Here is a 24,816-nt window from a genome sequence, read left to right as displayed (position 1 = left end):
ACTTTGTGGCAGCCTTACGTCACGCCTTCTGGGGCGAAAGTTTCGTCACTGCCAGGCGTAGATAAATCATATGAACGAGTTTCGTGAAACCTCCCTAGCCGCACACTCGCTCAGCCGCCGCAAAGTTTTGCGGGGGCTGGGGACCATGCTCTCCCTGCCATTTCTGGAGTCGCTGGGCACGCGTGCCTTTGCCGCCACAAAACCTGCGGCCAAGCCGATCCGCGCTGCCTGGATGTATATCCCTAATGGAGTGAATGTGGAGCAGTGGATGCCCACGGGAGAAGGCACGACCTACCAGCTTTCACCCTCGCTGCAGGAGCTCGCCAAGCATCGTGATGACTTCATGGTGGTTTCCGGGCTGATGCAGGACTTTGCCCGCAGCCACGGCAACGGCGGCGGTGACCATGCCCGTGCGACGGCCACCTTCCTCACTGGGTGCATGCCCAAGAAGACTGCCGGCGCAGATATTCACCTCGGCATCTCTGTGGACCAGATCGCCGCGCAAAAAATCGGCCACCTCACGCGCCTGCCCTCGCTGGAGCTCAGCACGGACGGCCAGCGCAGTTCGGGCAAGTGCGACTCCGGCTACTCCTGCGCATACCAGTTCAATCTGGCGTGGAAAAACGAGACCATGCCCATGGCTCCGGAGATGGACCCGCGTCTTGTCTTTGAACGCATGTTTGGCCTTGGAGCCACGGCGGGCAACGGACCGGAAGCCGCCCGCGCCAAGCGCATGCAGAAGAGCATTCTCGACACTGTTCTCGACGAAGCCAAGAGCCTTCAGGGCAAGGTGGACGCCAGCGACCGCCGAAAGCTGGACGAATACTTCTCCTCCGTGCGCGACATCGAGCTGCGGATCGAGCGTGCGGAGAAGTTTGCAGGCCAGATGCCCGATGTAAAGATCCCGGCAGGAATCCCCGATTCTTACGAAGAGCACATCCATACGATGTTTGACCTGATGGTTCTGGCTTTCCAGACGGATACCACGCGCCTTTCCACCTTCATGCTGGCTCATGATGGCAGCAACCGCAGCTTCCCTGAGCTGGGTGTGCCTGATGCCCATCATTCCCTCTCCCACCACCAGAGCGACCCTCAGAAGCTGGCCAAGATCGCCAAAATCGACCAGTTCTACCTGCGTCAGTTCGGCTATTTCCTCGACAAGATGAAGTCGATCAAGGAAGGGGACAGCACCCTGCTGGATAATTCCATGATCGTCTTTGGCGGCGGTATTGGTGACGGCAATCGCCACAATCACGACAACCTCCCTATCTTGGTGGCAGGACGTGCGGGCGGAACCTTCACTCCTGGAAAGCGCATCGTGCTGCCCGGTGAGACTCCGATGACAAATCTCTACCTCTCGATGCTGGACCGCCTGGGAGTTCCTGCGGAGAAGGTGGGTGACAGCACAGGCAGACTGGAAGTGAGCTGATCTGAAGCTCAAAGTCAGAAAGCGGGACACTCCGCTCTCATTACACCTTACTTTCTTCAGCTTTGGAGAAGCCGGTTCAGCGTCCTGCTGGCAGCGGGCGCTTGATCGTGGCCGGAAGATCGGGGGTGGATTTGCGGATGCCAGGCGGGGGCTCCGCAGGCTTGACCTCCGAGGACTTGCCGCGTTTGCCGTTTTTAGTAATACCAGGAGGGATGTCGTCTTCCACCGGCCCTGCTTTCTGAGGGGCGGGGATGGCCTTGGCGGTCGTCATGGGCAGGGAATACCAGTGCATCTGCGGCACGGCACTGAGTTCCACCCACTGCTGGGAGCCCAGTTTTTTCCATTCCAGCTCCACCACGGCCCAGACATGAGTCTCCCAGGGGAGCATGGTGCGTAGTTCGACGGCGAGCGGCGAGTCTTTGTCCAGGAATACGGAAGCTTGGAAGGAGTTGGGCGGGGCAGGGCTGATGCGGAAGACGTCCTTGTGGTCGAGGTTGGGCACACCGTCTTCAAAGTAGTGGTGGCGAATGATTCCGACGTGGAAGCGAGCTTTGCCTTCCTGATAGGACTGGAAAAACTTTTCCAGCATGCGGTCCTTGAACTCTACAAAGGCAATCCAATCCACTTTGAAGCCATCATCCTTCTCCTCAAGCATCACTGGCACCGGAAACTCCCAGGTCTTGTTTTCCAGACTCAGGATGCAATGCCTGCCGGTTCCCAGTTCGGGATTGGGATCCATGCGGACAAACTGAATGCGATCCACTGTGATGGGGCCCTCAGGAGAGCGTGCGTAGTAGCGCTCCATCAGCGGCTTCATGAGGTCTGCGCCCAGCGTATACTGCAACCTCTCGCTCAGATTCTTGGCGGCGAGAAACTTTTTGATCGCATCTGCTGCTGGCTTGGCGGCAGGAGGGATGCCCTCTTCCTCGATGGCTTGTGCCTCGCCAAGTCCCGACGGGGCCACCGCTGGATTGTTGGCTGCAGCGGTATTCGGTGTCGGGGTGGGAGGGACTTCGAGCAGGGCTCCTGGGGTTGTGGGCGTGGGAGTCGACGTAGCGGCGTTTGCCATCGCGGTGCCATTTGCTGCAGCAGGCGGGCTGGTGGTGCTGGCTGAGGCCATCGCTGTGGAGCCTTGTGCCGGACTGACCTTTGGCGTCGAAGTTACAGGCTCCTGGGGATCAAATCCCACAGTGATGGGCCTCGGATCGGTCTTGCCGTCGCCAGTGGCTGATGTTGAAGCTGTGGTTTTATCTGCTGGCGCTTCCGCTGGTTTGGAAGGGGAAGAGGTGAGCGGGCCCGTTGCAGATGGAATCGAAGGCTTGAGTGTCGAGCCTGACTTCGCGCTTTCCTCGGTCAGATCATGTCCAGTCAGGCTGGGAATAAGTCCGGGGATGTAATCTTTCAGCAGAAAGCCCACGAGCCCTAGAAATCCCAGGAGGAAGAGAGCTGCGAAAGCCAGCCTGATAAAATTTGTGCCACGCGGGGCACGCAAGCTGGCAATGCTGCGGCCAGCAGGCAGCGGGGACATCGGTGCCGCTGGCTGGGCGTCTGGGTGCATGGCTCCACCTAGGCTCAACGGGGGGCTGCCGTTAGCTTGGAGCGGCTGCGTCATGGCTGTCAGTGGCACAGCTGACACTTCTCTCCCAAGCAGAGAGCCTGCTGGCAGTGATGAGGGCATGCCCAGCATGCCTGCACCTGCATTTCCCTGCGGGCCCATGTTGGGAAGAGGAGGGGATCCGGGGATGAGGCGGGACTGATTTGGCATTCCGCCACCAGGTAAATCGACTGCAGGCCCCGGAGAACTGACACCTGCAGTTGCGCCCGGTGCAGAAGCCCAGGGCATAAGATTCGCAGGCGAGTTGATGGAGGTCGTAAGTGGAGGCTGCCCCGGTGCGCGTCTGGGTGGCAGGCCAGTGTTTGCCTGCGCGGCTGGCATTCCCATTCCAGGTGCCGAGGTCTCACCTGGCATTGAAGAGAGAGGAGCGGGGGGCCATGAAGGCTGTGGAGCTGCTGCAGGAGGCTGAGCCCACTGCGGTGCCGCTGCTGCTGCAGGGGGGGCGGATGGAGAAGTAACCGTCTGCCCACAACTAGGGCACGGCCCCGATACGCCAGCCATTTGTGCGGGCACAGTCAGAGTGGTGCGGCAGAAACCGCATTGGAACTGAATGGTATCGGGATTCATTTCATCCAAGCACTACAAAACTATGACTATTTCACTAATTATCATCCAAGGATTAGTTTTGACAAATTGAAGTTCAAAAACTAGCAGGGATCGGGACTGCCACGGATTGAATATTTATGCATATCGGATCATGGCACCGCCCCCGCCGGTAAATGCGCCCCCCAGCCGGGGAACGGTTTCGGGTTCGGGTAAAACCCAGATGCGGCGTAGTTTTCTCAGCTTCAGGCTGCGCCTGATCCGCAGGCCCGCCAGGACCACCAGCCCAGAAAGCAAGGCTCCGGCACCTCCCCAGATCATGATGGCAGGGCTGGCAACGTGACTTTTGGTGCGGGCTGTGGTCTCTTCAGCCGCAAATTCTTTCAGAGAGCGCTCCTTCCCTGATGCGGCCGCAGGTGTGGCACCCAGGGCCTTTTGCAGCCAGAAGAGCCGCGTGGAGAGGTGGATGGTGTAGCGGCGCAGCTGGTCGTGGATATTGCTCGTCTGCAGCGCCTCCTGCAGGCAGGCCTGGATGGTTTCTCCCAGGAAACTGCTCGAGACCTGGCCGTGGATGGAGCTGCTGACAAACAACCGGGTGCGCCAGGGTTCGCCCTGGGGATAGATGAGCAGGCAGGCGTCGGTCTTGAGCAGGCTCCCTGAGGCGATTTTTTCCAGCCGGACACCTTCGGGCAGTTTCTGGTCGTGGGCTATGACCATGACGTAAAGCTTGATTCGTGCGTCGTGGGCATGGAACTCCAGCAGCCGCTGCATGTCGTGGTTCTGGATTTCCGGCACCAGCTGATCGGGGTCGATGAGGTATTCTCCAGGCAGATTTTGCCCGCAGGCGGCCAGAAACTCTGACGAGACATCCTTCAGGGCTGACAGCGGTGTCGGCAGCAGCGCAGGCGGAGCCTCTACGGGCTCTGCCTGGCCGAGGATGGATTCAGGAATGAAGAGGCGCATGTCCTCGGCTTGCAATCGAGGAGAGAGCTCATGTCCTTGCTGATCAAAAAAATGATTCAGCGGGGCTTTGTCCGAAAGAGGTCCGCGGAGAAGTTTATTGATCTCGGGGGGGCTCCCCGCATCTGTGGGGGGCAGTACGCCGGGTGTGGTCGGCATTGGCAGCCTCTCGCGGAAGGTTCGGAGTTCCTGTTCACTCCATTGAGGAAGGGGAAGGGGATGATCTTCCGCGCTGCCAGCGCCTGTCGCCGCGCACAGTAATGCCAGACAGCCTGCAAAAGCAGAGCGAGACAGCAAGGCTGAAGCTGGGCAGGAGGCAGGCATGATGGATCAGGGAGGTGTCGAGAGTGGGCGTGAGGAAGCCCGATGACCGCTTCGCAGGGGTTGCAGTCCAATGCCCGACATCGAGTCAGAAACTGGGGCGCTTTCTGGCTGCCATTGCATGCTACGGGCGTATTTTTTAAGCGCCGCTCCAGCGCTCAGGCAGGAAGCCTCAATGGCAGCTCCATAGGCTCCCTTGCGCAGGTGGCTGCCCAGATTTTGCAGCATGCGTGAGAGGGTGCGCTGTCTGAAGCAGTGTTCGACTGCATAACCCAGGGTGAAGCAAGCTGTCTTGGCCACAGGATCGATCACCAGGATGATCCCAAAGTCGTTGCGACGGCTGACGGAGTGGGTGTTGAAGGCTCCCTGATTCAAGAGCCAGAAACCCAATTCTGCAACGTTCATATTGCTTGGCAAAGCACCTAAGTAAACGGCAAAAAAAGCCTGTGGAAAGCTGCGCTCGAAATCGTCCAAAACGATCTCCGCCCGTCGGGTGTCTTCAAGCCTCAAACAATGAGCTACATCCGTGATTCTTTCTAGCCTAACCCATTGATTTCCAAGGTAATTGTGCAAAATCTTAGCGGAAAAGCCGCAGGTCGAGCAAGTGGTTTGCTCTGGCAGGACGCTCGCAAGGCAGCGCGGACATTTCATTGTTATAAAATATATGGCATATATGAATAATCAAGCCTTAATTCATCACACATGACACAGAAAAAATGTTTACACCCGGGAGGCTTTGTGGTGTAACTGTCAGGTGATACAGTAAATAAAACCGAACACCCTGGTCTTTCGGCTTTCTCATTTTCCGCATTCCAAGCTCAATTTTCCATCAACCGATCATGAAGCTCGCCCCCACCATCATTCTTCTTGGCAGTCTCTTCACTGTCGGATCTGTCCATGCCAAATGGTCGCGAATTCCGATCATCAAGGAAAAGCCGGTTAACGTTATCAACAGCCCTGCCAGCAATGCTTCTCTAGACAGCTCTTCTGGCTTCGGACATGTTGATTCGCTCCTTTCCAGCGACATCACCGCTACTTCCACAGTTTCTGCGGGTAAAAGCTTCGTGCTGTTCAATCTCGGCAAGCCTGTTCTGATTTCCTCCTCCTCGTTTGTGAACGACGGCATCGAAGGCCGCGCCACACTCTCCGCCAGCGCGGACAAGAATGGCTGGGCGGTTCTCGAAGAAAAGGTTTTCTCGGCGGCTGACCGAACCGTCGAGTTCAAGTTCGCCGGTATTCAGGCCAAGTACGTCAAGCTTGAACTGGCGCTCTCCAAAGGCGGCATCATCCGCTATCTTCAGTTCTTTGGTGCCTCCAGCGACAAAGGCTATGCCGTCAAGCAGTCTGCTGACGGCAAGGGTGGCAAGCCCATGGACCTGATCAATGGTCTGGGTGGAGCCCGTGTGGTCTATGCTGCACCCAAGCCCGCCAATGGCTTCGACACCGCAGTGACCTACAACAAATTTTCCTTCCCTGAGTCGGATGAAAAGTACCGCACCATCATTTATGACTTCGGCCAGCTTCGTATCCTGAACGAGTTTGCCTCTGTGCACTCTCCCCGTCCGGTGCGCTTTGAAGTGTTTGCCTTCGACAACCTTCCTGAGAAAGAAGACTGGCGCGGTCGCATGGCTTTTGATCCGAAGGACTTTGGCAACGTCGCTCCTGTGGCTGTGGCCGAGGATACCCGTGGAGACGGCAGCCTCAAAGCCAAGCCAGCCAAGCCGGTCAAAACCCGCTATCTGGCGCTGCGTTGGGAGCCTGAATTCAATCCGCCTGACTTCCAGGCCACTGGCTCTGCAGAGGGTAATGTGACCAACATCGTGACGACCAACACCGTGGTCATCAACAATCCGGATGGATCCAAGACAACCGTTACGATCACTGTGGGAGATGCTCATGGCGCTGGTGCTGGTTCCAGTGATGTGAAGCCTGATAATCCGATGCAGGCCCTTGCCCAGAATGGTGGTATCCAGACGGACAGCTCTACTATCACCACCGTCTATGTGTCTGCTGATGGCAAGACGACGACGACCACTGTGCAGCAGGGTACAACCACCGTGGAAACTTCCACTGTCGGTGGAGTCACCACAACCAAGTCCACCACCAACAATCAAGACGGCACATCCACCACCATTACAGAGGTGAAAAATGCAGACGGCACGACCACGACTACCGTGGAGACCAAAGGCACGGCAGCAGATGGATCTCCTACCGGACAGGCAACGGTGACAACTTCTTCCACCGGTGCCACCTCGAGCGATGGCAACCTCGGTGCTGGTAACACTCCGGCTCCTTCTACTGTGACGCCTGGTGCTCCAGCGGGTTCTGGTGGAACGCAGGTCAACGTCACCTCTGGGTCTTCATAGTATCTCGTTGCTAGAGTTTTGTGAGCCGCACCAGTCTTAAGCTGGTGCGGCTTTTTATTTGACTCGCTCAATGCGTATCAAAATAGAAAGACGGCAGGGCTGCTTGCCGCATTAGTCTGCGCACTTTGGGCACAGGCCGTAGAACTCCAGTTCGTGGTAGAGCTTTTTGAAACCTGACTCGTGCTCGATCTGCTTCTCCAGTGCTTCCACTGGGCAGGCAATGTCCAGCCGCTGAATACGGCCGCACTGGGTGCAGATGAGGTAGTCATCGTGCCGGCCTGGAATCAACAAGGTGTAGTAGGCGCTGCGGTCATGCAGCCCCAGGCGACGGATCAGCGCCAGTTCCTCCAGTTTGACGAGAACACGGTAAACGGTCGCTTTGTCGGCACCGCTGGTCAGGTCTGGGGATTCTGCGATGTCTGCCAGAGACAGCGGCTGGTGGGAATGCACCAGGATGGAAAGCACGTTTTCCAGCGCCTTGGTGCGCCGCAGGCCTGCCTCTCTGGCGCGTGTGAGCATGGAGGCGGCCAGCTCGCGGGCAGATTGCTCATCATGGTGCTGGCAGGTGGCGGAATGATGGTGATGGAGCATCGCGTGTCAGTGGGCGGATTCTAGGGGGAAGACATCGCCTGCTTTTTCTGCTGAAACAACCATTCATGCAGGTCTGCACGCGGATAGACGAGGCCGGTGATGCCGTGCCCTGCGCCTTCCAGCTCGGTGTACTTCATCAGCTCGCCGCCAGCTTGTTTTACAGCCTGTACGATGGCACGGGAGCGCTCCACGGGCACCATGTCGTCCTTGTCGCCGTGAAACACCCAGAACGGCACGGGTTTCAGAATCGCGGCATTTTTGACATCGCCACCTCCGCAGAGCGGCACGCAGGCGGCAAACACCTGGGGATACTTGGCTGCGATGCCGAAAGTGCCAAAGCCGCCCATGGAGGAGCCGGTGAGATAGAGCCGGCTGGAGTCGATGGGGAGGTGCTCGGTAAGATCGGCAATCAGCGCCAGCAGGTTGTCCGCCACTTGGTTTTTCCAGCCGATGTCGGCGGAGGGGCATTGAGGAGCCAGGAGGAAGCAGGGCTGCCTGGACTGGTTCTCTTCGTTGGTCCAGATTTTCGGCGCGCCTCCAAGCTGGGATTCGTTGTCGTTGCCGCTCTGGCCAGAGCCGTGCAGCCAGATGACGAGCGGGTAACGCTGGGTGCCATCCAGCTTGGGATTGCCCCAGAGCTGGTAGTTCAGCCCTTGCTTGGACACGCCTTTCACAAACTGGCCGGTGATCTTCTCGGCGTAGGCCCCCTCTTTCAGTCCGACATCGCGGCGTTTCTCACGCAGCAGACCACGGATGTAGTCCTGGTCTTCCTTGGAGAGCTTGTCCAGCGGCAGGCGGAACTGGTTGAAGTCGCTGCTACGCTTGACCTTGACCTCCTTTTCGGAGAACTCGACCAAGGTGCCCATGAACTTTGATTTCCCGTCGCTGGAGGTCCACTGGCGGGGCGGGTCAGCGGCCTGAGTGCTGGTTACGAGCAGGCAGAAAACGGCGAGGCAAAACGAGATGCGCATTCACCATGCTACGCCGCACGGCTCATGGAGAGCAAGCTCTTTGCCCGTAGCATGCATGGGGGCACATCAGGGGGTGATGCGTGCGCCCGCCTTCTTCATCTCATCGACGAGTTTCTTTGACTCCTCATCAATCGGATTTCCCTCGATGAAGATCTGGCAGTAGGGGGCCCAGTCGCGCGCGCCGTCATTGTCCTTCTTCCACATGCGGTGCAGCGGGGAGAGGTCGGTGATCTGGTTTTTCTCCAGGAAGAGGAACTGCAGCTCGGTGAGCGGCTCCAGTGGCGAGATGTCCTTCACAGCATTGCCCTTGAGGGAGAGCATGGATAGCCATTTCATGCCGCCGATTCCGGCGATGCTCGTCACCTGATTGCCCTCGAGATAGAGTGTCCACACCTTGGGCAGCTTGAAGAGCGGGGTGGCGTCCTTGATCTGGTTGTTGGCAAGGTAGAGGGAGGTGAGCGCGGGGATGCCGGCGAGTGCGGAGATGTCCGTCACCTTGTTGCCGGTGAGCTCGATGTATTGCAGCCCCTTGCAGGTGGCCAGAGGGGAGATGTCGCTGATCTGGTTGTTGGACACATCCAGGAATTGCAGGCGCTCCAGACCTTTGAACGATGCGAGGTTGGTGATCTGGTTTTCAGGGAGCGTGAGAGAGGCGAGCGCGGTGCACTTTTCGAGGCCGGTCAGATCCTTGATGCCTGCCTTTGGGGCCTCGATGATGGAGACGGTGGTCACATCCTCGGCGGTGATCACATCCTGGGTGTCGCGTTTGGCAAAGACCTGTTTGCGCACGGCGGCCTCCAGAGCCTTGTCTGGGAAGATGGCCACGGGCTTCGGAGGCGGGGGCTTGGCAGCGGCGGCAGGGGCTGGCGCAGGTGTGCCGGGCTTGGCGGGAGGTGCTGCAGGCTTGGCCGGTGCTGGCGTTGGCTTTTCAGGAGCCGGGGCTGGTTTGGCGGGGGCGGGAGCTGGCGGCGTGGGATTGGCGGGCGTAGCAGCGGGCTTGGCTTCTACTTTGGCAGGCGCCGGAGTGGCCGGTGCTGGCTTGGTCTCGGCCTTGGGGGCAGTCGCTGCTGCGGGCGGTGGCGTCCCATTCGCGGCAGGGGCCTGTGGGGCGGCGGGCTTGGCGTCTTGGGCGTGCAGACTCAGGGCAACAAACAGCGCGGGGAGGACGAGGCGGAGTTTCATGGCTGGGGGATGGCTAAGGCCATGATACGTAGAACGCAGGTTGCATGTTCAGCAAAAATCGCCTCTCTCTTGCGATCATGGTCAACGTTATTGTCATCCTTGAGATCGATCCGCAGAAGATCGACGAATTTCTTGAAGTCATCCTCGAAAACGCCGCGGCCTCCCGTCTGGAGCCCGGCTGCATCCGCTTTGAAGTCAGCCGCGACAATGAGCAGTCCAATCTCTTCGCCCTGAGCGAGAGCTACGTGGACCAGGCCGCCTTTGACCAGCACTACACCACCCCGCATGTGGCCAAATGGCGCACCCGGGCACCGGGCTTTGTTGTCAAGCGCTGGGCGGTGAAGGGGCCGGTGTATTAGCCTGGACTTGGTCCGGCACATTCGGCGTCACAGATGGCATGCAGCGGGCTAGCACAGCGCGATGAAGTGCTTTGCTGTTGTTTTTTGCCTATGCCTGGGATTGTGGTCGCTGGCCGCCTGCTCTCATAAAACGGATCCCACACATCCGTTCAAGGCTGTCGCGGGATATGAGTACTTCATGCAGTATGTGAAGCCGCTGCTGCAGACACGCTGCCTGGCATGCCACAGCGGCAGCCAGCCGCCTGCGGGGCTCTCGCTGGTGCAGCGCAGCGGCCTCTATGCTCCGCGGAAATACGGGCGCGCCTATGTGGTGCCCGGAGATCCCTATGCCAGCCGTCTGCTCACCTCTGTGGCCGATGGCGGAAACCATCCCGGTCTGCACCATGGCCTCATGCTGGACGGCTCAGAGGTGGACATCCTGTACGAGTGGATCGAGGACGGAGCCTACTGGCCGGACAATCCCGCTGGCTTTCTGCAGCCGCAGGTGATCGTGATGCGCAAGAAGGGGCTGCTGGAGCGCTGAGGTGTTTTACTTGATGCCGATGACCATCGAGTCCGGACCCACGAGGTGCTCCACTCGGCAGTTTGTAAATCCGGCTTCCTGCATCCAGCTGATGCAGTCTGCACCGGTGTAGTCAAAGCCGCCCGGAGTCTCGATGAGCATGTTCAGGCTCATGAGCAGGCCGAAGGCGTTCTCCTTGCGGGCATCGTCGATGATGGAGTCATACACCACCACGGCACCGCCCACAGGGAGTGCGGCGTAGGCCTTGTTCAGCAGCATGAGTTTCGTGTCCAGATTCCAGTCGTGCAGGATGTGGCCAAAGAGCAGCACATCCGCCTGCGGCAGCTCATCGGTGAAGAAGCTGCCTCCGGCGAACTTCACGCGCTCAGCCAGACCGTTGGCGGCGATGTAGTCTTCAAAGATTGGAGCCACCTCCGGCAGGTCAAAGCCGATGCCTTGGAGATGTGGGTGTGCGAGTGTGATCTGGGTGACGAGGTCCCCCTGTGCGGTGCCGATGTCTGCGCAGCTCTGGTATTTCGCCCAGGGAAACTTTTGCGCGATGGCCATGTTGGCACCACGGCTCACGCCGGACATGGCGCGCAGGAATTCCTTCAGTTTTGCCGGGTCCGCGTAGAGTGCGGCGAAGGGGTCGTGCCCGCCTTTGGATTCGTTTTGGGACTCACCCGTGCGCACCGCTTCTGTGAGGCTGCCCCAGAAGGGATAGAGGCGGTGGTTTGCCATCTCCAGGATGCCGCCGATGTAGGAGGGCTTGGCCTTGTCCAGAAAGAGGTCGGTCTCAGGGGTGTTGCGGTAGATGCCGTCGTCTCCGCGTTGCAGAAACTTCAGCGCCACCAGGGCATCCAGAAAATCGCGCGCTCCACGCGGATGCAGTCCCATGCGGCCCTGCAACGTGCCGAGGTCTCCGGGATGCTTTGCCAGCTCGGTGAAGATCTCCATCTCCACGGCGCTGAGAAGAGTCTTGGAGGCCCAGAAGGCGAGGCCGGTTTGCAGGATGTGATCAGGGGTCAGGCTCATGGGCGGGAGTTTGTCGCAGTCACGAATGGCTGCAACTGATACACCGCTTCATTCTCGCCTTCCCGCCAAGCTTACTGACCCACTGCACGCTTCAGTGCGTGCTGGGCCTTGTTGTACTCCGTCACGGCCAGCACACGGCTCTGGCGTGCGCGGGTGAGTTCTTCGCGGGCGAGGAGGTATTCGAGAACGACACCCACCTGGCTGGCCTGGCGTTCTTTGGCCAGCTTGGTCATTTCCTCGGCGGCATCCACGGCTTCGTCGTTGATCTTGATCTGGTCATTGGCGGACTGCACGCGGGTGGCGGCTTCAACGACTTCACGGCCGATGGCTGCTTTGACCTGGCTCGTCTGCAGCGCGGCGCTTTCTTCACGTGCGTCTGCCAGCTTTTGGCGCTGAGTGTCAAAGAGGCCGCCGGGGCCGATCTTCCAGCCCAGGCCGAGGTAGTAGTCCTGCTGGCTGCCGAAGTTGCCCCAGCGGTTGCCCACATTGGGGCCGCCTCCGAGACCACCTGCGGTGTAGCCTGCCTGCACCGTGGGGATGAGCGGGGCCACGCGGGCGCGGTCTTTCTCTGCATCCATGGAGCTGTGAATGGCAGATGCAGCCTGCACCTCCGGGCGCTTCTGCTGTGCCTGCGAGATCATGGAGGCCACGCCTTTGCCTGCCATCATTTTGACGGGCACGAGATCGGACTTGGCGGGGCGCAACGTGGCATCGGGGGTGAGACGGAGGATTTCGGCCAGCTTGGCCATGGCGAGATCCCGCTGCTCCTGGCCCTGGCGGATGGCCAGCTTGGCGCGGCTGACCTGCGACTTCACACGCAGCAGATCAGCGCGGAAGGCGGTGCCTGCGGTGACGGCTCCTTCGAGCTGCTTGCCGTAGTCTTCGGTGATCACCAGATCATCGGCAATGATGGTGAGCATGGCCTCGGTGGCCAGCAGGTCGTAGTAGCGTTCCACCGACTGCGTCACGATGTCGATCCGTGCCTTCTCCGCCAGATGCTGCGCTGCAAGGGCGCGCTGCTTGGCCGCGAGCGCGGAGTAGTAGATGTCCCCCGGGGACCAATCGATTACGACGCCCGTGCCCACATTGTAGGACTGCTTGTTAACGTTGTACACGTTGCCCAGAATGTCCTGCAAGCGGCCCTCATGCCCACGATATCCGGCACCAATGCTCAGGGCCGGCCAGAAGCGCTGCCAGGCCTGCTTGGATTCCGCCACGGCTTCATCGTGCTTCGCACGCGCGAGCTGGATCTCATCGTTGTTGGCTCCGGCAAGACGCATGACGGTGCGCAGATCGACGAAGGAGGGAGCGGGCTCGGCGGCCTCGGCCATCGGCACGATGAGAAAAAGCAGAGCAATAAATCTCATGAAAAAATCAGTCAGGGCATTGCGAAAGAGGACGAAGCCCGCGCCTAGTGCGAGTACAGCACCAAGGGCTGCAAACGCATAAGTAACAGGCTCTCGAACCACGCTTTCCCAAAAGTTGGGAATGTGACTGGTGGAACCAAGGCCCATGAGTGCGCCCGAGTGATGGGAAGTATAAGACTGGTAGCTTATGATCCAGGCAAAGGCAGTTGCCACCAACAACAGCGATGCCCTGTTTCGTTTCTTCAAATACGAAGGGGTTTGGTTCTCTGAAATAATGCTTGTGCTTTGCATGGTTCAGGGTGTTTTGATGTTTACAGCCTGTTTGTCAGTCAGCAGCGTGGTGCCGGGCAGAAGGATCATGTCGTCAGCTTTGATGTCGGGAATCTCCACATTCGTGCCATCGTTGAAGCCGGGTTTTACGGCGGTCTTGATGGCTTTGCCGTCGACGTGTTTGAAGACGAAGGCGTTGGTCTTTTCCATCACCAGTCCGGCCACGGGGATGAGGGTGGCGTTGTCGTGTTTCTCCACGGCGATCTTGGCCATGGCGTACATGCCGGGGCGGAGTTTGAGTTCGGCGTTTTTCAGGTCGGCCTCGGCCAGCATGGTGCGGGTGGCGGGATCGAGTGCGTAGGCGATGCGGGAGATGCTGGCCTCCACGGGTGCGGGGCCGCTGGCATCGATCTGAGCTTTGACGGGTTTGCCCACGGCCACGAGCGGCGTTTCCATTTCAGTGACGGGGATCTGTAGGCGCAACGTGCTGGCATCCACGATCTCGACGATCTTGCTGGTATTGGCGGTGACCAGGGCTCCGGCATCCACATGGCGTGCGGTGACGATGCCATCAAAGGGAGCTTTGATTTCCGCAAACGCGAGCAGTGTGGTGATGCGCTCCATGCCTGCCTTGGCGATGGCCAGCTTGGCCTCCAGTTCATCGACGGTCTGCGGCAGTACCAGATCTGGGGACTTGGCGCGGGCCTCGTGCATGCGCTTCACCTCGATGCTGGCGGCGTTGACCTCGGCCTTGGATTTGGCGAGATCGGCCTGGAGTTCTGGCACCTCGATCCGTGCAATGACCTGGCCGGATTTGACGGCATCGCCTTTGTCCACGCTGATGGCGGAGATGTAGCCTGTGATCTTGGCGTGAAGCATCACCTGCTGCCAAGGCGCAAGCGTGGCAGGCAGGGAAACCCAGCGGTGGATGGTGCCGGTGGCCGGCTTCGCGGCGGGGAGGTCGAGAGCGGATGCGGCGGAAGCGAGGAGGAGGAAGAGCAGGAGACGCATGGGAGGCGGAAGCGGTAAAAACTGAAAGCTTAAAACTTAAAGATAAAAACTGGCTGGATCTTGATATGGTGATTCAAGATTCGAGAGGTTCCAGTGAGGCGGGTTTGGCGGTCTTGGATGCGAGCAGTGTGTAAACGGCAGGCAGCACGAGCAGCGTGGCCACGGTGGCGAGGGCGAGGCCGCCGATGGTGGCGATGGCGAGAGGGCTGGTCTGGGAGCGTGCGAGGGCCATGGGGATCATGCCGGCGATCATGGCCAGCGTGGTCATGAGGATGGGGCGCAGGCGCGTGGTGGCGCTCTCCAGCGCGGCATCACGTTTGCTCATGCCGCCAAGCTGCGCGCGATGCGCGAAGGTGACAAGCAGGATGGCATTGGCCACCGCCACCCCCACGGACATGATGGCACCCATGAAACTCTGCAGATTCAAAGTTGTGCCGGTGAGCATGAGGGCCAGCACCACGCCGAGTAGCGCGGCGGGAATGGTGGTGAGCACGATGAAAGCGAGGCGCACACTTTGGAAATTGGCCACGAGCAGCAGGAGGATGGTGATAATGGCCATGAGGAGGCCGGTTTGCAGGCCGCTCTGCAGCTCCTTCAGCGGCTGCACTTGACCTCGTAACACTACGCTGACTCCTGCTGGCGCTGGATTATCTGCGATGATTTTTTCCACCTCCTTCGCGATGCTGCCGAGAGGGTGGCCCTGAAGATTGGCGGTGATGGAAATGGTGCGCGCCATGTTGTAGCGGTCATACTGGCCGATGACGCTGCCTTCGGTGACTTTGGCGATGTTTCGCAGCGGCACGGGAGGGCGGTTCTGCGCGGTCACGGGCACGTTGCGCAGGTCTTCGAGGCTCTTCATAAGCGGCTGCGGCACCTGGACTTGCAGGGAGTAGCTGACGCCCGTCTTGGTGTCCGCCCAGAAGTTCGGCACGGTGAAGCGGCTGCTGGTGGTGGCGGCCACGAGGCTGCGCGTGGCATCGCTCATTTTCACACCGAGCAGTCCTGCGCGCTCGCGGTCGATCTGCACATCCACGCTGGGGTAGTCGAGCGTCTGACTGAACTGTACATCGCGCAGGTCTTTGAGTTCAGCGAGCTTGGATTTGAGCAGTTCGGCATGTGCGCGGCTGGCAGCGAAATCCTTGCCACCCACCGCCACCTCGATCGGCGTGGGGGAGCCGAGCGCCATCACGCGGGAGACGATGTCAGCAGGCTCGAAGGAGAACTGCACCTGCGGAAACTCGGCGGCGAGGCGGGCGCGCAGTTTCTCGCGCAGCGGCGCTACGGCCGCGCCGCTGCCTTCTTTGAGCTGGATCTGCAGGATGGCCTCCTCGGGGCCGCTGTTCCACTGGTGGATGAGATTCACAGGATAGTTCGGCGCATGCACCCCCACGAGGCCCATGCTGATGGCCACTTTGTCCGGACCGGTTTCTTCACCGATGATGGCGAGCGTGCGCAGGGCGATCTGCTCGGTGGTTTCGAGGCGTGTGGCTGTGGGCGCTCGCAGGCGGAGCTGGAGCTGCCCGGCATCGATCTGCGGAAAGATTTCCGTGCCGAGGAATGGCAGCAGGATGCTGATGGCGAAGACCACGCCGCCTAGGTAGGCGGGCACAAGGATGTGGCGAAGGGCGATGGAGGGCTTGAAAAGCAGCGAGATCTTGCGGCTTGCGGCAGCCAGAGCCACCGGGACGGTTTCGCTACGATTCGATGCCTCACGATGCCACCAGATGTTCAGCACGGGCACCAGCGTGCTGGAGAGCAGGTAGGAGGCGATCATGCTGAAGCCCACGGCAAGGGACAGCGGCAGGAAGAGAGCCTTGGCCGCGCCGGTCATGAAGAAGCTGGGCACAAACACAGCCAGCACGCACAGCATGGAAAGTGAGCGCGGGCCGATGGTTTCCTCCGAGGCGTCCAAGACCAGCCGAGCGAGCGAGCGGCCACCGCCCATTTTGAGATGGCGGTGGATGTTTTCGATTTCCACCGTGGCCTCATCAACCAAGATGCCGACGGCGAGTGCCAGGCCGCCGAGGGTCATCAGATTGATCGTATAGCCGCCGATCCACAGCGCGAGCATCGCGGCGGCGATGGCGATGGGGATGTTCAGCACCACGATGAAGGCGCTGCGCAAATCCCGCAGAAAGAGCAGCACCATCAGGCCGGTCAGCGCTGCGCCAAGGATGCCTTCTTTGACGAGATCGCGGATGGCGCGGATGATCCAGGGGCTTTGATCAAACTCGAAGGTGACGTTGATGTCTTCAGGGCAGGCGGCTTTGAACTTGGGGAGGTTCTGCTTCACCAGCTCCACGACGCTGAGCGTGGAGGCGTCGCTGCGCTTGGTCACGGGCATGTACACGGTGCGGCGGCCGTTCACGATGGCGATGCTGTACATCATGTCGCTGCCATCGCTGACTTCGCCGAGGTCGCGCACATACACCGCGCCCTGATCGGTGACCTTCACCGGCACGGCGGCGAGGTCCTGGATGTTTTTTACCACGGCGTTGGTGGGCACGATGGGGAAGCTATTGGGCAGTGCGAGATTGCCGCTGGGGCTGATGGTGTTGGCCGCCGTCATGGCAGCGACGACATCATCTGGCGAGAGACCGTAGGCGCGCAGGCGGTCGGGCTTCACATTGATCAAGATGGTGCGGGCACTGCCGCCGAAGGGAGGCGGGGCCGAGACGCCCGGCAGCGTGGCAAAGAGCGGGCGCACCATGTTCAGCGCGGCATCCTGCATCTGGCCCACGGTGCGCGCGGGGTTCTCCGTGGAGAAGACAAGGTTTCCCACCGGCACGCTGCCTGCATCAAAGCGCGTGACAAAGGCTCCCGGCGTGCCCGGTGGCATGAAGGAGCGCGCGCGGTTCACATAGGCAATCGTTTCCGAGAGCGCGGCGGACATGTCCGTGCCGGGATGAAACTGCAGCTTCATGATGGAGGCGCCCTGGATGTTCTTGGACTCCACGTGCTCGATCCCGGCGATGTAGAGGAAGTGGTACTCGTAGTAGTAGGTCAGGTAGCCTTCCATCTGCAGCGGATCCATGCCGCCGTAGGGCTGCGCCACATAGATGGTGGGAATGCCCAGCGTGGGAAAGATATCGCGCGCCATCTTTTCCTTGGCCTGCCAGGCACCCAGAAGGATCGCCACGACGGCGACAATGACGGTCCAGGGATGACGAAGTGCTAGGCGGGGAAGGGACATGCGGGAAAAGGGCGAATGGCAAAAGCCGGGGGCTGGTAACTGGCTTGGGGCAGCGATTCTATCAGGAGGATCAGCCGAAGGTTAATTGCTTGATGAGGCCCAGGATGGCACAGGCAAAGATCACCTTCATCAGCCCTGCTTTGTAGCGCTGCATGGCGATGAAGGCGACGATGGCCAGCACGGCAATGAAGGTGTCAAAGCCTCCATTGGCAGGCCATAGCGAATGTGTGGCGAACTTGACGCCGAGATTGAGAATGACACCGACGACAGCCGCCGTGATGGCGGTGAGCGCTGCGCTGAGCCGGGGCTGCTCGCCAAGTTTCTCAATGTGCGGAGCCCCGAGGAAGACGAAGAGAAAGCAGGGAATGAAGGTGACCCAGGTGGTGATGAGCGCGCCGACCGTGGCACCCGCGAGCGGTGTCAGAGCGCCCGGGTGCTGCCAGCCACCGACAAAGCCCACAAACTGCAGCACCATGATCAGCGGCCCGGGCGTGGTCTCGGCAAGTGCTAGCCCGCTCATCATCTGCGGATGTGACAGCCAGCCATGGATCTCCACGGTCTGCTGCGCCACATAAGGCAGCACGGCATACGCACCGCCAAAGGTCACGAGCGCCGCCTTGCTGAAGAACAAGCCCTGCTGTGCCTGCGTGCTGCTCCAGCCGAGCCAGCCTGCGATGACAAATACGGGAAGCCACCAGAGCGCCAGGCACAGCACGGTGATGGTGAAAGTGCGCGCCCAGGTGGCCGTAGGTGCCGGGGGCAATGAAAGGGCTGGTGCACTTTCTTTGGCCTCGCCATGGCCTTTGCCTGCGGGAAACTGCTTTGGCGAAAACCGGTTGCCTGCATAACCGAGCAATCCAGCGCCGAGAATGATGAGAACAAAGGAAATCTGGAGGAAGTAGATGGCTGCGAAGCTCAGCGCAGCGATGCCCCAAAGAGTGGGGCTTTTGAGCGCCTTTTTGCCGATGCGCAGCACAGCCTCCGCCACCACGGCGATGACAGCTCCCAGCAGACCATGAAAGATGGCCGCGAGCCACGGCAGGTGTCCGCCCGCCATGTAGAGCCAGCTCAGACCAAAGAGGATGAAGACGGACGGCAGCACAAACAATGCCCCTGCCGCGATGCCACCCTTGGCACCATGCAAGCGCCAGCCTAGATAGGTGGCGAGCTGCTGTGCCTCAGGGCCGGGCAGCAGCATGCAGAAATTCAGCGCATGCAGGAAATGGGATTCACTGATCCAGCGGCGTTTTTCGACCAGCTCCTTGTGCATGATGGCGATCTGTCCGGCAGGACCGCCGAAGCTGATGCAGCCGAGCTTGAACCAGTAGCGCAGAGCCTGGCGGAAGGTGGGCATGGAGGGCGGTGTTTCATCGTGGCTCATGGCGCCTCCATGCCAGAGGGCGCAGCTTAGATCAATGAGGGAAAAGACTCAGCCCCGCCACCCGAGCGGTTAGAGCAGGACGTTGTTCTCGGGCTGCAGCTTGGGGGGCAGATTCTCCTCGCCCAGGATCTCGCGCACATCGATCTCGATGTTGCGGCAGATGGTAGAGATGGGGGTGTCGTTGATGGCGTTGTCGAACGGGTTTTCGCTGAATTCGCCGGTCTGCTCCATGGTGTAAAAGACCCAGGAGATGAGAACCGAAAAGGGAATGGTGAGCCATACGCCGGGGCCGCCGACGACAGCACTGAGATCCTTCAGCAGGCCAAAGGGCAGCAGCAGGATGAAGATGTGCACAAAAATTTGGCTGAAGATGTTGTACTGGCGGAAAAGAGGCGTTGTTTTGATGCGCTCGCATCCGCCCTGGAGATTGTGAAATTCCGTGACGAGGCGCATGAGCTCGATGTGCTCGAATGCATCGAGCATGCCCTCGTGCTTCAGCTTGGCCAGGTGCTCGGCATGCACCTTGAGCAGCATGCAGGCGGGATTGTTGAGGCTCTTGAGGCGCTCATGGTAGTGCATCTTGCCGTGCTCGCTGAGGATGCGCTGAAGCCCTTTCTCAAACACCTCCAGCTCAAGGCGCTCTCCAGCAAAGGTCTGGTGGAGGTTTTGCTTGCTGGTGGCCCATGGGATGGTGCGGCGCAGCTGCAGGCGCAGGATGTTGATAAAGGCCAGGTGGCGGTAGGCGGCCTCGCGCACGTCCTTGCAGTCAGCGGGGAGGCTGGCCTTCAGGTGGGCCACGAAGCTGCGCGAGGCATTGGTGATGCCACCCCACAGTCGGCGCGCCTCCCACAGGCGGTCATAAGCCTGATTGTTTTTGAAGCCGACGAAAAATGCCACAGCCGTGCCGATGGTGCCGACTGGCAGGAAAGGGATTGCGATCCAGCGCAGTCCGGCGAATCGGTAGAGAAGCACCGCGACTGTGCTGATGATCAAGGACTCGATGAAATTCCGACGTGCGAAGTGCCAGAGATGGAGCAAGCGGAATTCTTTGCCGACGTACATGGTGTGCGGATGCGATAAGGTGGGTGGAACTGATCAAGATCAAAGAAAAGCACTCTGCATGCCAGACTGTGCTTCCTCGAAAGAGGGGAGGCTCTATACGACAGCAGGCGCGCGCTGCGCGATCAGTTTTTTGCAGCAAGCTCTTTCCTCAAAGCGATGGGGGAGCCATGGATGAGATGGAGCTCCAAGGCGGAGTCCAGCGCTGTCGCCACTACCTCAGGTAAATAAACTCATTGCTCATCATCAGCGCCTGGCAGAGCAGGGCCCAGGCTTCCTGCTCGCGTTTGGTGGAGTCGCGCTGGCTGGAGTTGAGGGAGGCGTCGGCGGCGGTGAGGTAGTTTTCGGCGCGGCGGAGGTCTTCGGCGGTGGCTTCGCGGGCAAAGGCGAGGCGGTAGGCGGCGCGGAGGCGTGCCTCCTTGTCGGCGGAGAGCTTGAAGATGCGTGCGGCGAAGTCGCGTGCGGCGTCGGTGGCGAGGTCGCTGTTCATCATGAGCAGCGCCTGTGGAGAGACGACGGAGCTGTGTCGCAGGCCGGTGCTGGTGGCGGGATCCGGATAGTCAAACTGCTGGAAGAGGTCGTAGAGATTGTTGCGGATGATGGGCATGTACAGCGCTCGGCGCGTGCTGCCGTAGGTCGTCAGATCCTTGGAGGTGTGGTTGAAGACAAACTCGCGGTTGCGGCGCGGGATGGTCTTGCCGCCGAGGGTGGTGTCCAGCGTGCCGGCCACCTGCAGCAGGGCATCGCGGATTTCCTCGGCCTCGAGACGGCGCACGGGGAAGTGATGCAGCAGCAGATTTTCCGGATCAGCCGCATCTCCCTGCGCGGTGGACAGTGAGCTCTGCTGATAAGTCTGCGAACTCATGATGAGACGGTGCATGTCCTTCATGCTCCAGCCATTGGTGGTGAACCAGCGTGCCAGCCAGTCGAGCAGGGCAGGGTGCGTGGGCTGCTGGCCCAGCAGGCCAAAGTTGTCCGTGGTGGGCACGATGCCCTGGCGGAAATGCCAGGACCAGATGCGGTTGGCGATGACGCGGGAGGTCAGCGGATGATCGGGGCTGGCCATCCAGCGCGCCAGCTCCAGGCGGCCGCTCTGTGTGGCGGGAAATTGAGGGGTGGTCTTCAGCGCCGTCTGCACCACCTGGATGACGCCGCGCTGCACGGGCTTGCCCAGCGCAAGGTGGTTGCCACGGATGTGAATGGGCAGCTCCTTGAGGATCTTGGAAGATTCAGACACTGCCAGCGTGGTGGGCAGGTCGGGGAGATTGCTCTCCGTGGTCATCATGGTGTCCTTCAAAGAGCGGACCTTTTCGGCCACGTCTTTGGGGAAGAGGACGATGGGCTCCGGCGGCAGCGCCAGGAAGCCTGCGGGTGCATCCAGTGCAGCGCGTGCCTGATGCAGCAGGGAGTCCTCGGTGGAGTCTGCTGCCTCGGCTTTGCCTTTCGTCTTTTCAGCAGTCTTGGCTTTCGCGGCGGGGGCGATCTTTTCGGCGGCGGCAAAGACGGCACTGTAGTAGCCGCGCAGTGTCTCCACCGTGCCGGAGCTCAGCGCATCCTGCCAGGGCTTGAAGAAGGGCAGGTTTTCATTCGCAGCGAGGTACACGCGGCAGTTCAGCAGCACGTGGGCGCGCAGGCCGCTGGCCTTGGCCACGGGCTCCACCTGGCTCATCACAGGAGTTTCGGGCAGCTTCGCAGCGGCCATGAGGTAGTCGACCGCACGTGCACGCACCTCCTTGCGCAGAGCTGCAATGGCATCGCCCTCGGCCTTGGAGACGGCGGCGCGTTGATCTTTGAGCACGCGCTCGGCAGATTTTACTTCCGCAAAATCTTCCAGCGACCCCATGGGGGCCTCATAGGCGGTGCTCAATGCGCCGATGCGGTCCACACTGAAGCTCTGCGTGCTTTTGAAGATGGCGGCCAGCGCGTAGTAGTCAGTCTGGGGGATGGGGTCAAACTTGTGATCGTGGCAGCGCACGCAACCGAGCGTGAGGCCCATGAAGGCGCGGCCCATGACGTCGATCTGCTCATCCACCACGTCCATGGTCAGCTTCTCCTTGTCCGGCTCTGCCAGCACCTTGGCACCCAGATTGAGGAAGGCAGTGGCGGTGACGTGCTCCTTGCGCGTGGTCAGATCCTTGGCTTCAAGAAGATCGCCCGCGATCTGCTCGGTGAGGAACTGGTCGAAGGGCTTGTCCGCATTGATGGACTGCACCACGTAGTCGCGGTAGCGCCAGGCGGTGCCGAGGGCGATGTTTTCATCGAGACCGTTCGAGTCGGAGTAGCGTGCCACATCCAGCCAGTGGCGGCCCCATTTTTCACCATAGTGCGGCGAGCGCAGCAGGCGGTCCACCACCTTGGCAAAGGCATCGGCAGAAGTGTCGGCTAGAAAGGCATCCACCTCCTGCGGCGTGGGCGGCAGGCCGGTGAGATCGTAAGTGGCGCGGCGGATGAGCGTGCGCTTGTCGGCCTGCGGTGCCAGCTTGAGTCCTTTTTCGGCGAGTTTTTCGCCGATAAAAGCGTCGATGGGATTGGCGGCTCCCGTCTTGGGCACTGCGGGTGTGGCGATGGGGCGGAAGGCCCAGTGCTTGGAGCCTTCCTTGAGATCGATGACACGCGGTGCGCTCTGTTTTCCTGAGATGACGGCTTCGCGTGGATCGGGTGCTCCCATTTTCACCCACTCCTCCAGCGCCTTCACCTCGGCGGCAGGCATGGCCCCTTTGGGCGGCATCTGCAGGTCCTGGTTTTGATAGCGAACGGACTCGATGATGTGGCTCTTGTCGGGGTCGCCAGCCACGAGGGCTGGACCGCTGTCGCCACCTTTGAGGATGGCGTCGCGGGAGTCGATGAGCAGGCCGCCCTTGCTCTTGCCGGACTCCATGGAGTGGCACTCGTAGCAGCGCTTGATGAGGATGGGGCGGATGGTCTTTTCGAAGAAAGCGATCTTGGCGTCCTCCGCAGGGGCGGCGGCGACTGCTGCGGCATGCAGCGTCGTGACCAGGGCGATGGAAAATGCGGCTTTCATGTGACAGCAAAACTACGGCCAGAAAACGGCCCTTCTTGCTGCGGAGCTGTCTTCGGCCTAGGCTGTGTGAATGTCTCCCGTCCTTCAGACCCTCGCCGACCTCGTCCGAATCAACAGCATCAACAGCTCCTACGAGGGCGGTCCCGGCGAGGCCGAGGCTGCGGCGTATGTGCGGAAATTTTTTGAGCAGCGCGGCATCGAGGTGTGGGAGCAGGAGGTGTTTCCGGGTCGGAACAATGTCATCGCCCGCATCCCGGGGCGCGACTCCACACGGCGTCTGGTCTTTGAGGCGCACATGGACACCGTGTCGATCAAGGGCATGACGATTGATCCCTTTGATCCTGTGGTGCGCGATGGCAAGATGCATGGCCGTGGCTCGGTGGACGACAAGGCGGGGCTGGCCGCGATGATGCACGCGGTGGCAGACATTCATGCCAGCGGCGAACTGCCGCCCTGCGAGGTGTGGATGGCAGCCGTGGTGGATGAGGAGTACTCTTTCCGTGGTGTGGTGAAGCTCTGCGAAGGGCTCAAGGCCGATGCTGCTGTGGTGGCGGAGCCGACGGAGTTCCGCTGCGTGATCGCGAGCAAGGGCGTGCTGCGCTGGCGCATCAAGACGAAAGGAAAGGCAGCGCACAGCTCCAAGCCGCATCTGGGTATCAATGCCATCACCGCGATGGCGCGTGTGGTGCTGGCTCTGAATGAAGACCATGCGCGCATGCAGCCCGCAGCGCATCCGCTGCTCGGGCCGGGCACCTGCAATGTGGGCGTGATCAACGGCGGTGTGCAGGTGAACTTTGTGCCGGATGAAGCCTTGATCGAGATCGACCGCCGCCTGCTGCCCGGCGAAGAGGTGCCGCAGGTGCTGGCGCACTACCAGGTGCTGCTGGATGCTCTTATGAAGCAGCACCCGGACGTGGTGGCGGAGATGGAGGAGCCGATGCTGCAGGACTGGGCCTTTCAGACCGATGCAGGCGAGCCGCTGGTGCAGCTGGCGCGCACGCTGCTGGGAGAGATGGGGCGCAATGATGAAGTGTGCGGCGTGCCCTTTGGCAGTGATGCCAGCAAGTTCTCACGCATGGGCATTCCCACGATCCTGTTCGGCCCCGGCAGCATCGACCAGGCGCACGCGGCGGTGGAGTACGTGGAGTGCGCCGAGGTGGAGAAGGCGCTGGCGTTTTACACGGAGGTGGCGCGGCGGTTTGTGTGAGGGAGACGGAGCAATGGATGAGTATTCGCTTTTGCGGTAGCAACATGACAGCTTCTAACCTTGCATGAACAACATTTAAAATTTCAGCCGAAAAAACATGCCATCTATGAGCGACAGACAAACTGCCAAGAACGCCCGATCTTTTTATAAAGCCAAGGGGACTCTAGAGCCATATCAGTCACGTGCGCAAAAAGCGATGTCTTTGTTGGTGCGCCAGGCGTGGAGCGGTAGAAATGGAACGCCTATTGTTTATTCCGATTTGGCACAAGAGATGGGCATTCCCAATGAGCGCAATCTCAATTATCCCCTTGGGAGTGTGGGTAATACGCTGATCGAGCTAGTGTTGTGTTAGGTTAGTTCTTTTCAAAACAAGGAAAGGTGCTAGGATACCAGCATGGCTGGAGGACGTCCTACAATTCGATTGAAGTTGAA

At 60.2% G+C, this 24,816-nt stretch carries 19 protein-coding genes; 6 read left to right on the top strand and 13 right to left on the bottom strand.

What is annotated here, in order from left to right; translation table 11 throughout:
* The first annotated feature begins 70 nt into the window (after positions 1-70).
* Positions 71-1,429, top strand: coding sequence for a DUF1552 domain-containing protein (locus tag HNQ65_RS08115; protein ID WP_184339018.1), 1,359 nt, complete (start codon positions 71-73; stop codon positions 1,427-1,429).
* 76 nt (positions 1,430-1,505) lie between these two features.
* On the opposite strand, the gene HNQ65_RS08110 is transcribed toward HNQ65_RS08115, so the two are convergent.
* The 3 genes from HNQ65_RS08110 to HNQ65_RS08100 form a co-directional block, all read right to left on the bottom strand.
* Positions 1,506-2,987: a hypothetical protein gene (locus HNQ65_RS08110; RefSeq protein WP_184339017.1), complete on the bottom strand. Its 1,482-nt coding sequence runs from the start codon at positions 2,985-2,987 to the stop codon at positions 1,506-1,508.
* A gap of 738 nt (positions 2,988-3,725) precedes the next feature.
* On the bottom strand, positions 3,726-4,550 hold the full coding sequence (locus tag HNQ65_RS08105) for a hypothetical protein (RefSeq protein ID WP_184339016.1): 825 nt from the start codon (positions 4,548-4,550) through the stop codon (positions 3,726-3,728).
* Between the two features lie 327 nt (positions 4,551-4,877).
* Complete coding sequence (locus HNQ65_RS08100) at positions 4,878-5,519, bottom strand: TPM domain-containing protein (protein ID WP_184339015.1); 642 nt, start codon at positions 5,517-5,519, stop codon at positions 4,878-4,880.
* A gap of 188 nt (positions 5,520-5,707) precedes the next feature.
* Here HNQ65_RS08100 and HNQ65_RS08095 point away from each other — a divergent pair, with 188 nt between their 5' ends.
* Entirely contained in the window at positions 5,708-7,234 is a 1,527-nt protein-coding gene (locus tag HNQ65_RS08095; protein WP_184339014.1) for a hypothetical protein, read from the top strand.
* A gap of 111 nt (positions 7,235-7,345) precedes the next feature.
* Here HNQ65_RS08095 and HNQ65_RS08090 read toward each other — a convergent pair whose 3' ends face one another.
* The 3 genes from HNQ65_RS08090 to HNQ65_RS08080 form a co-directional block, all read right to left on the bottom strand.
* Positions 7,346-7,825 (bottom strand): Fur family transcriptional regulator, encoded by a 480-nt coding sequence (locus HNQ65_RS08090; protein WP_246437940.1) that lies wholly within the window; start codon positions 7,823-7,825, stop codon positions 7,346-7,348.
* Positions 7,826-7,845: 20 nt separating this feature from the next.
* A complete protein-coding gene (locus tag HNQ65_RS08085) occupies positions 7,846-8,796 on the bottom strand; it encodes a carboxylesterase family protein (RefSeq protein WP_184339013.1) in 951 nt (316 codons plus the stop codon).
* A 66-nt stretch (positions 8,797-8,862) separates the two neighbouring features.
* Entirely contained in the window at positions 8,863-9,978 is a 1,116-nt protein-coding gene (locus tag HNQ65_RS08080; protein ID WP_184339012.1) for a leucine-rich repeat domain-containing protein, read from the bottom strand.
* 77 nt (positions 9,979-10,055) lie between these two features.
* Here HNQ65_RS08080 and HNQ65_RS08075 point away from each other — a divergent pair, with 77 nt between their 5' ends.
* Positions 10,056-10,337 carry a putative quinol monooxygenase gene (locus HNQ65_RS08075; RefSeq protein WP_184339011.1) on the top strand — a complete coding sequence of 94 codons (282 nt, stop codon included), beginning with the start codon at positions 10,056-10,058 and terminating at the stop codon, positions 10,335-10,337.
* Positions 10,338-10,398: 61 nt separating this feature from the next.
* Positions 10,399-10,860, top strand: coding sequence for a c-type cytochrome domain-containing protein (locus tag HNQ65_RS08070; protein WP_184339010.1), 462 nt, complete (start codon positions 10,399-10,401; stop codon positions 10,858-10,860).
* Positions 10,861-10,866: 6 nt separating this feature from the next.
* Here HNQ65_RS08070 and HNQ65_RS08065 read toward each other — a convergent pair whose 3' ends face one another.
* The 7 genes from HNQ65_RS08065 to HNQ65_RS08035 form a co-directional block, all read right to left on the bottom strand.
* A complete protein-coding gene (locus HNQ65_RS08065) occupies positions 10,867-11,874 on the bottom strand; it encodes a methyltransferase (protein WP_184339009.1) in 1,008 nt (335 codons plus the stop codon).
* 71 nt (positions 11,875-11,945) lie between these two features.
* A complete protein-coding gene (locus HNQ65_RS08060) occupies positions 11,946-13,241 on the bottom strand; it encodes a TolC family protein (protein ID WP_184339008.1) in 1,296 nt (431 codons plus the stop codon).
* A 294-nt stretch (positions 13,242-13,535) separates the two neighbouring features.
* A complete protein-coding gene (locus HNQ65_RS08055; RefSeq protein ID WP_184339007.1) occupies positions 13,536-14,522 on the bottom strand; it encodes an efflux RND transporter periplasmic adaptor subunit in 987 nt (328 codons plus the stop codon).
* A 73-nt stretch (positions 14,523-14,595) separates the two neighbouring features.
* Positions 14,596-17,715: an efflux RND transporter permease subunit gene (locus HNQ65_RS08050; protein WP_184339006.1), complete on the bottom strand. Its 3,120-nt coding sequence runs from the start codon at positions 17,713-17,715 to the stop codon at positions 14,596-14,598.
* 70 nt (positions 17,716-17,785) lie between these two features.
* A complete protein-coding gene (gene chrA, locus HNQ65_RS08045) occupies positions 17,786-19,096 on the bottom strand; it encodes a chromate efflux transporter (protein WP_184339005.1) in 1,311 nt (436 codons plus the stop codon).
* A gap of 69 nt (positions 19,097-19,165) precedes the next feature.
* Positions 19,166-20,158 (bottom strand): bestrophin family protein, encoded by a 993-nt coding sequence (locus HNQ65_RS08040; protein ID WP_184339004.1) that lies wholly within the window; start codon positions 20,156-20,158, stop codon positions 19,166-19,168.
* Between the two features lie 211 nt (positions 20,159-20,369).
* The gene (locus HNQ65_RS08035; protein ID WP_184339003.1) at positions 20,370-23,177 is read right to left on the bottom strand and encodes a PSD1 and planctomycete cytochrome C domain-containing protein; all 2,808 of its coding nucleotides are present in this window, start codon (positions 23,175-23,177) and stop codon (positions 20,370-20,372) included.
* 70 nt (positions 23,178-23,247) lie between these two features.
* Here HNQ65_RS08035 and HNQ65_RS08030 point away from each other — a divergent pair, with 70 nt between their 5' ends.
* Positions 23,248-24,384 (top strand): M20 family metallopeptidase, encoded by a 1,137-nt coding sequence (locus tag HNQ65_RS08030; protein WP_184339002.1) that lies wholly within the window; start codon positions 23,248-23,250, stop codon positions 24,382-24,384.
* A 106-nt stretch (positions 24,385-24,490) separates the two neighbouring features.
* Positions 24,491-24,736, top strand: a complete 246-nt coding sequence (locus HNQ65_RS08025; protein WP_184339001.1) for a hypothetical protein — start codon at positions 24,491-24,493, stop codon at positions 24,734-24,736.
* The last annotated feature ends 80 nt before the right edge of the window (positions 24,737-24,816 follow it).

It is taken from the genome of Prosthecobacter vanneervenii (genome assembly GCF_014203095.1).
Classification (GTDB): Bacteria; Verrucomicrobiota; Verrucomicrobiia; order Verrucomicrobiales; family Verrucomicrobiaceae; genus Prosthecobacter; species Prosthecobacter vanneervenii.
The sequence above is the reverse complement of the archived record's forward strand: the minus strand, read 5'-3'. Positions and strand labels throughout refer to the sequence as shown.

Coding starts and splice junctions, on each gene's coding strand:
- HNQ65_RS08115 (WP_184339018.1), top strand. CDS start 71: ATGAACGAGTTTCGTGAAACCTCCCTAGCCGCACACTCGCTCAGCCGC.
- HNQ65_RS08110 (WP_184339017.1), bottom strand. CDS start 2,987: ATGCACCCAGACGCCCAGCCAGCGGCACCGATGTCCCCGCTGCCTGCT.
- HNQ65_RS08105 (WP_184339016.1), bottom strand. CDS start 4,550: ATGCGCCTCTTCATTCCTGAATCCATCCTCGGCCAGGCAGAGCCCGTA.
- HNQ65_RS08100 (WP_184339015.1), bottom strand. CDS start 5,519: ATGAAATGTCCGCGCTGCCTTGCGAGCGTCCTGCCAGAGCAAACCACT.
- HNQ65_RS08095 (WP_184339014.1), top strand. CDS start 5,708: ATGAAGCTCGCCCCCACCATCATTCTTCTTGGCAGTCTCTTCACTGTC.
- HNQ65_RS08090 (WP_246437940.1), bottom strand. CDS start 7,825: ATGCTCCATCACCATCATTCCGCCACCTGCCAGCACCATGATGAGCAA.
- HNQ65_RS08085 (WP_184339013.1), bottom strand. CDS start 8,796: ATGCGCATCTCGTTTTGCCTCGCCGTTTTCTGCCTGCTCGTAACCAGC.
- HNQ65_RS08080 (WP_184339012.1), bottom strand. CDS start 9,978: ATGAAACTCCGCCTCGTCCTCCCCGCGCTGTTTGTTGCCCTGAGTCTG.
- HNQ65_RS08075 (WP_184339011.1), top strand. CDS start 10,056: ATGGTCAACGTTATTGTCATCCTTGAGATCGATCCGCAGAAGATCGAC.
- HNQ65_RS08070 (WP_184339010.1), top strand. CDS start 10,399: ATGAAGTGCTTTGCTGTTGTTTTTTGCCTATGCCTGGGATTGTGGTCG.
- HNQ65_RS08065 (WP_184339009.1), bottom strand. CDS start 11,874: ATGAGCCTGACCCCTGATCACATCCTGCAAACCGGCCTCGCCTTCTGG.
- HNQ65_RS08060 (WP_184339008.1), bottom strand. CDS start 13,241: ATGAGATTTATTGCTCTGCTTTTTCTCATCGTGCCGATGGCCGAGGCC.
- HNQ65_RS08055 (WP_184339007.1), bottom strand. CDS start 14,522: ATGCGTCTCCTGCTCTTCCTCCTCCTCGCTTCCGCCGCATCCGCTCTC.
- HNQ65_RS08050 (WP_184339006.1), bottom strand. CDS start 17,715: ATGTCCCTTCCCCGCCTAGCACTTCGTCATCCCTGGACCGTCATTGTC.
- chrA (WP_184339005.1), bottom strand. CDS start 19,096: ATGAGCCACGATGAAACACCGCCCTCCATGCCCACCTTCCGCCAGGCT.
- HNQ65_RS08040 (WP_184339004.1), bottom strand. CDS start 20,158: ATGTACGTCGGCAAAGAATTCCGCTTGCTCCATCTCTGGCACTTCGCA.
- HNQ65_RS08035 (WP_184339003.1), bottom strand. CDS start 23,177: ATGAAAGCCGCATTTTCCATCGCCCTGGTCACGACGCTGCATGCCGCA.
- HNQ65_RS08030 (WP_184339002.1), top strand. CDS start 23,248: ATGTCTCCCGTCCTTCAGACCCTCGCCGACCTCGTCCGAATCAACAGC.
- HNQ65_RS08025 (WP_184339001.1), top strand. CDS start 24,491: ATGAGCGACAGACAAACTGCCAAGAACGCCCGATCTTTTTATAAAGCC.